General features: G+C 47.2%; 1 protein-coding gene. It reads left to right on the top strand.

Translation table 11 applies throughout. The features are described 5' to 3' along the window. Nucleotides 1-6,036: choice-of-anchor D domain-containing protein (locus HUU58_16035; GenBank protein ID NUN47183.1), on the top strand; the 6,036-nt coding region annotated here is incomplete at both ends.

The following is a 6,036-nucleotide window of genomic DNA, read 5'->3' as shown; positions in this document are numbered from 1 at the left end:
GCTCTTTCCAATGGCACGCAGTATTACTTCCGAGTCTCAGCTGTTGGGCCGGGCAATTCGGTTAGCGCATTCTCCAATGAAGATGCGGTCGTGCCGGTTATAGAAGCCGGAAATGCGTTGGTATTGGATGGTGCTGGCGATTATGTGTCCATCAATGAAATTAATCTGAGTTCAAGTAACCAGATTACGATTCAAGCATGGATCAAACCGAATGCTGTAAACGGTTATTACGAAATTGTAAGGCAAGATCCGCTTTCAGGATCCACACCGGATTGGTTATTATCATTTCAGTCGGGTAATACGCTTACCTTCGGTCTAAATACTGGTGGGGGTTACAACGAATTGGATATCGTTATTGATCCGACTGAATTTATGGGCAAGTGGCATCATATTGTAGCAACATATGACGGCACCTCAAAAAGACTGTACAAGAATGGAATCCTAATAGGTACAGTGCCTACAACAGGTAATATACTTTTTAATAGCACTGCAAACAGACACAAGATCGGCGCTTCTTCGTATGGCGGAAGCCCTAGCGAGTTTTTTAATGGTGAAATTGATGAAGTTAGTATTTGGAATACTGCGTTTTCTCAAGCGCAGATACAATCTGCGAAAGATAGGTCATACAGAGGTGATGAACCGAATCTTGTTGGTCTATGGCACTTTGACGAAGCGACAGGTACCACAAGTTATGATGGGTCTAATGGGATAAATAATGGAATTTTGGCCGGTGATGCTGTATTTGTAACTTCCGGCGCCATGGCTCCTGTAGCACCTTCCGGGGTATATGCGATTGCGCATAATGGTCAAGTTGAACTCAAGTGGAACAAAAATACAGATGCCGATTTCTTCCGTTACCATGTTTATAGCGGCATCACGGCTAACCCAACAACGGATATCGGTACAACGACAGACGGTGATGTCAACGACACTACCTTTACTGCAACGGGTTTAGTAAACGGGCAGATGTACTACTTCCGAGTTACGGGTGAAGACAGTGCGGGACAAATTGGAAATTATTCGATTCAAGATGCCGCCGTTCCAGTTGTTGAATCCGGCAATGCGCTGGCTCTTGAGGCTGGGAACTCTGAATTTGTTGCGTTGCCTAGCACTTTTGAAAATACTTCTATGACGATAGCCGCTTGGATAAACCCCTCTTCGGCTCAACAACACGCCATTTGGTCTAATCGTGGAAGTTCCGGTACCAATGAAGACGGCTTTGCATTGGGGCTTTTGCCGGATGGTACATTATACTATGAATACGGCTTCCCATCAGGTGCTGTATCCACATCATCGGGGCAGATTCCGATCAATGCGTGGACCCATGTGGCTTTAACGCTTGATGGAAGCATGGCCCGACTCTACGTGAATGGCGTTGAACAGGCCAACGGTGCATATGCGCGAACTATTTCAAGCGTCAACGCATGGATCGGCGGTTATAATAACGGATGGGGAACTTTCGACGGTCAGATTGATGAATTGTCAATTTGGAATTATGCGCTGGCACCAGCACAAATCACCTCCGGCTTGGCCAAACCGTATCGCGGCGATGAAGTAGGGCTTGTAGCGCTTTATCATTTGGATGAACCGTCTGCTTCGACTACAGCTCTTGATGCCTCACCCAATGCATACAACGGCAACCTAGTTAATGGCGCTGATTTTGTAACTTCGGCGGCGATGGCGCCAGCGACTGTGGCCGGGATTTCGGCTACGACGTTTTTCCCGGATTCAGTGAGATTGACGTGGCATCACAATTCTGAGACGGATCTGGAGAAATACATTATTTATCGGAGCACCACGCCCGGATTTATTCCGTCCCTTACGGATTCGATTGATCAGACAGCCGCCGGAGATACGGCGTTTGTTGATGTGAATGCAGTGGTCGGTAATATTTATTATTACCGTGTAAGCGCTTTGGACAGTGCCGGTCAGGCGGGAGGCTATTCAGCCGATGTTTCTGCTGATTTTGATCCCCTACTTGTTAAAAACACGGCTGACGCAGGTGATGGATCGTTGCGCGCAGCGATTGCCGCCGCTGCATCATTGCCAGGCGCTGATAGCATTCGTTTTGCAATTTCCAATGCTACAATACTCATTGATTCGGATCTGGAGATCAATGATGCTTCGGGACCGGTTGTTATTGACGGTGAAACAAATAATAATACGGTACAGGTGAGCGTGTCATTCCCATTTGGCGATAATACAATATTTAGTGTTCAATCACCGAACGTAACGATTCGAAATATGACGCTGGATGCACAAAACGGTTCGGCACAGGCGCGTTTTGGAATTTTCTTTGATGATGCAGGCCTTACAGGTAATAACAGTAAAGCTGAAAACCTCACAGTTCGTAATGCTCAGCGTTATGGTATCATCGGCCAAACGAGTAATGACTCCGTGATCAATAGTACGATCTATAACAATGCTTGGGGTGGTGTTGGTTCGACCGGTGCTAACTGGGTGATACGTAATAACCGTATCGGTACGGATGCTACCGGAACCATCGGATTGGGTAATCAAGATTTGGGTGTGTATATTTTTGCGATGGCGACTGTCGATAGTAATATTATCGCCGGCAATGACAGTACTGGTATTTATGCGGCGGGTCCTCTTAATACGATTCGCGGTAATCGCATCGGTATCGGTTCGGATAATTCTACGATCCCCAATAACTATCACGGTATTGCTTTAGATGCCGGCGGTGGAAGTCAGATCATCGGTAATGTGATTTCCAATCATCCGCAGTCGGGTATATTGATTGCCGGTAGTTCTTATAATAAGGTACAAGATAATTTGGTCGGAACGGATGCGTCCGGTATCATCGGTTATCCTAACCTCATCGGTATTTCTTTAATCGGCGGTTCCAAATACAATGAGATCGGTGATACCCTTGGCGTAAATCAAAACGTCATCTCCGGTAATACTAATACCGGTATTCTCATTACGGATGCGGGCACAGATTCCAATTACGTTTGGGGAAACCTCATCGGAACGGACATCAACGGTACGTCTGATCTCGGCAATGGTTCGTGGGGTATTGCACTTGATAATAATTCCATGCATACCACGATAGGTGGATTGACATCCAATCATCGCAATGTTATTTCCGGAAATGGTAACAGCGGTATTATGATGCAGGGATTCTCTGCGTATAACGTGGTACAAGGTAATTATATCGGTACCGATATAAACGGAAATGTTGATTTGGGCAATACGCAGAGCGGCATATTCATTCTCAATCAAGCGCATGATAACGTCGTTGGCGGCACATTGCCGGGAGCCGGTAACGTAATATCCGGTAACAATGGTGCTGCTGTAGTCGTAGGTAATATTGGTACGCGCGGGCAAATCATACAAGGTAATCTGATCGGAACGAACGCTGCAGGTAATGCAGCGATATCCAACGGATCCGGAGTGGTACTCAATAGTGCTCATGCAAATCGGATCGGCGGTACGGTTGCCGGAGCACGAAACGTGATTTCTGGTAACACGTATAGCGGCGTTGAAATTACCAATTTGGGATCGGATTCCAATCTTGTCCAAGGTAATTTTATCGGAACCGATATCAATGGAATGGCGGCAATCGGTAACGGTGTCGGAGTTACAATTAATGAAGGCGGTTCCGGTTCACCCCGACTTAATCTGATCGGCGGCGCTACGGCGGCTGAACGGAATATAATTTCAGCGTCTGCCAACTATGGTGTGTGGATTATCAAGAGTGCTGAAAACAAAATTCAGGGTAACTATATAGGTACGGATGTAACAGGTACGGAAAATCTGGGCAATACCAGCGACGCTATCAATCTTAGCAGCGGAGCATCGCGCGATTCGATCATCGGAAACACAATCGCCTATAGCAGCACCAATGCGATTGCGATGCTGAATTCTGGAACGGACAGTATCATTGTGCGCGATAATGTGATTTTTGGAAACGGTAATGGCTTCTATTTAGAAACAGGTACTCAAAGCGATATCGTGCCCCCGCAGATTACTTCTGTCGGAACGGATTCGACCGTGTATGGCAAGGCTTCACCTAACGCCTTTATTCAGGTGTTTGCTGATTCCGCTAACCAAGGTCGCTTTACCCTTGGTACGACGACGGCCAATGCGTCTGGCGACTGGTCGTTGAAAGTAAATATTCCTGCAGGTACTGCGATTACGGCTATGCAGGATAGTGCGCAGGGTACCTCGGCGTTTTCGATGCCATTTGCACCGCAACCGGAGATCGTCGTATATACTTTGACCGGCACGTACTTAGATTACGGCGGGATATTGAGTGGTAACGGTCAGATAGATACAGTATTTGTAAAAAATATTGGCGCCGGCGCTCTGGATATTACTTCGCTTTCAATTGAGAGCGGGAGTCCCCAATTTACAATTGTGGATACCCTGCCCAATAATCTCACATTAACTCCGGGCGATTCTGTCAAACTGGTTGTTCGTTTCTTGCCGGATGGATTTAGCAGTTATGCAGATTCGGTCACCATTATAAGCAATGATGCCGACGAATCAATAACACATGTTGCAGTTTATGGCACGGGTGTTTCCGGTACATTGGGTGCCTTTGTGGTCAATCCCGACTTTGGTAATATTCCTGTCGGTGACTCTTCATCCATAACGGAAGTTAAATTGTTTGCTGTAAGCGGTAACGTGCTGATCAGCGGTATGCCATCGATGTTGGCCGGTGGCTCGTTTGATATTGATTCCGTTAGCGGTCCTACGTTTCTCGGTTTGACTGACACTATGCGGGTGTATGCAAAATATCATGCTAATGTGTTTGGAATTGAACGCGATACGATATCGGTCAATCACAATGGTCAGAATTCATCTCCGCTGATGGTAGAGCTTTTGGGCACAGGTATCCCGGGAACTTTGGTTGCATTGCCTTCAAGTTATGATTTTGGTAATGTAGCCGTAGGCGATAGTATGGATGCGGTGATTAAGCTGGCCAGCAATGGTGGTGCGGTTGCAGTGAGCGGCACTGCACTCAATGGTGGCGGTTATTCGATCGTATCTTCGATCGGCCCATCAACATTGTATTCAGGTGATACGCTGGTATATACGATACGCTATAAACCGACGACGTTTACGACGACTCTCGATACGTTGAAGATTACGAATAACTCGGTAACTTCGACATATACGGTCGCGCTCTCAGGTACAGGCGTGTCGGGAACTCTGGTGGCATTGCCTTCAAGTTATGATTTTGGCAATGTGGCTGTAGGTGATAGTATGGATGCGGTGATCAAACTGGCCAGCAATGGTGGTGCAGTCGCCGTAAGCGGCAGCGCACTCAATGGCGGCGGTTATACGATTGTTTCGGAGAGTGGTCCGAGTGTTCTTTTCAGCGGTGATACGTTGGTGTATACGATACGTTATAAACCGACGACGTTTACGACGACTCTGGACACACTGAAGCTTACGAATAACTCGTTCGCATCAACATATACTGTAGCATTCTCAGGTACAGGTGCATCAGGCACGCTGCTGGCGAGTAGCGGAGCGCTGAATTTTGGTAATGTACAGGTTGGTCAGAATGCACAGCAGACGATCAAGTTTTACAGTCAGGGTGGTGCCGTAACGGTAAGCAGTACGCTGGCCGGTCCGGCATTCCAGGTAGTATCGGCGACAGGGCCTTCGACGTTGTACGCAGGCGATACACTGAGTGTAACGATACAGTATAATGCAGGTGTCTTTGGTATCGAAACGGATACGCTGCGTGTTAGCAGCAATGCGACTAACGGTGGTATGAATATAACACTGGATGGTATTGGCGTGCCGGGTACACTGGTGGCGATACCGTCAAGTTATGATTTTGGTAATGTCGCTGTAAGCGATAGCGCGCAAGCGAACATCAAACTTTATGCTACAGGCGGTGCGGTGATCGTGCAAGGCGTGACGAATATGAGTGCGTATTTTGAAATCGGTAGTATGAGTTTGCCGGATACATTGTTTAGCGGCGATACGCTTTATGTGGATGTACAATTCGCTCCGACAGTGTTTGGCATAAGCCGTGACACGCTGGTTGTGAACAGC

This window comes from bacterium (genome assembly GCA_013360215.1).
Taxonomy (GTDB): domain Bacteria; phylum CLD3; class CLD3; order SB21; family SB21; genus JABWCP01.
The sequence above is the reverse complement of the archived record's forward strand: the minus strand, read 5'-3'. Positions and strand labels throughout refer to the sequence as shown.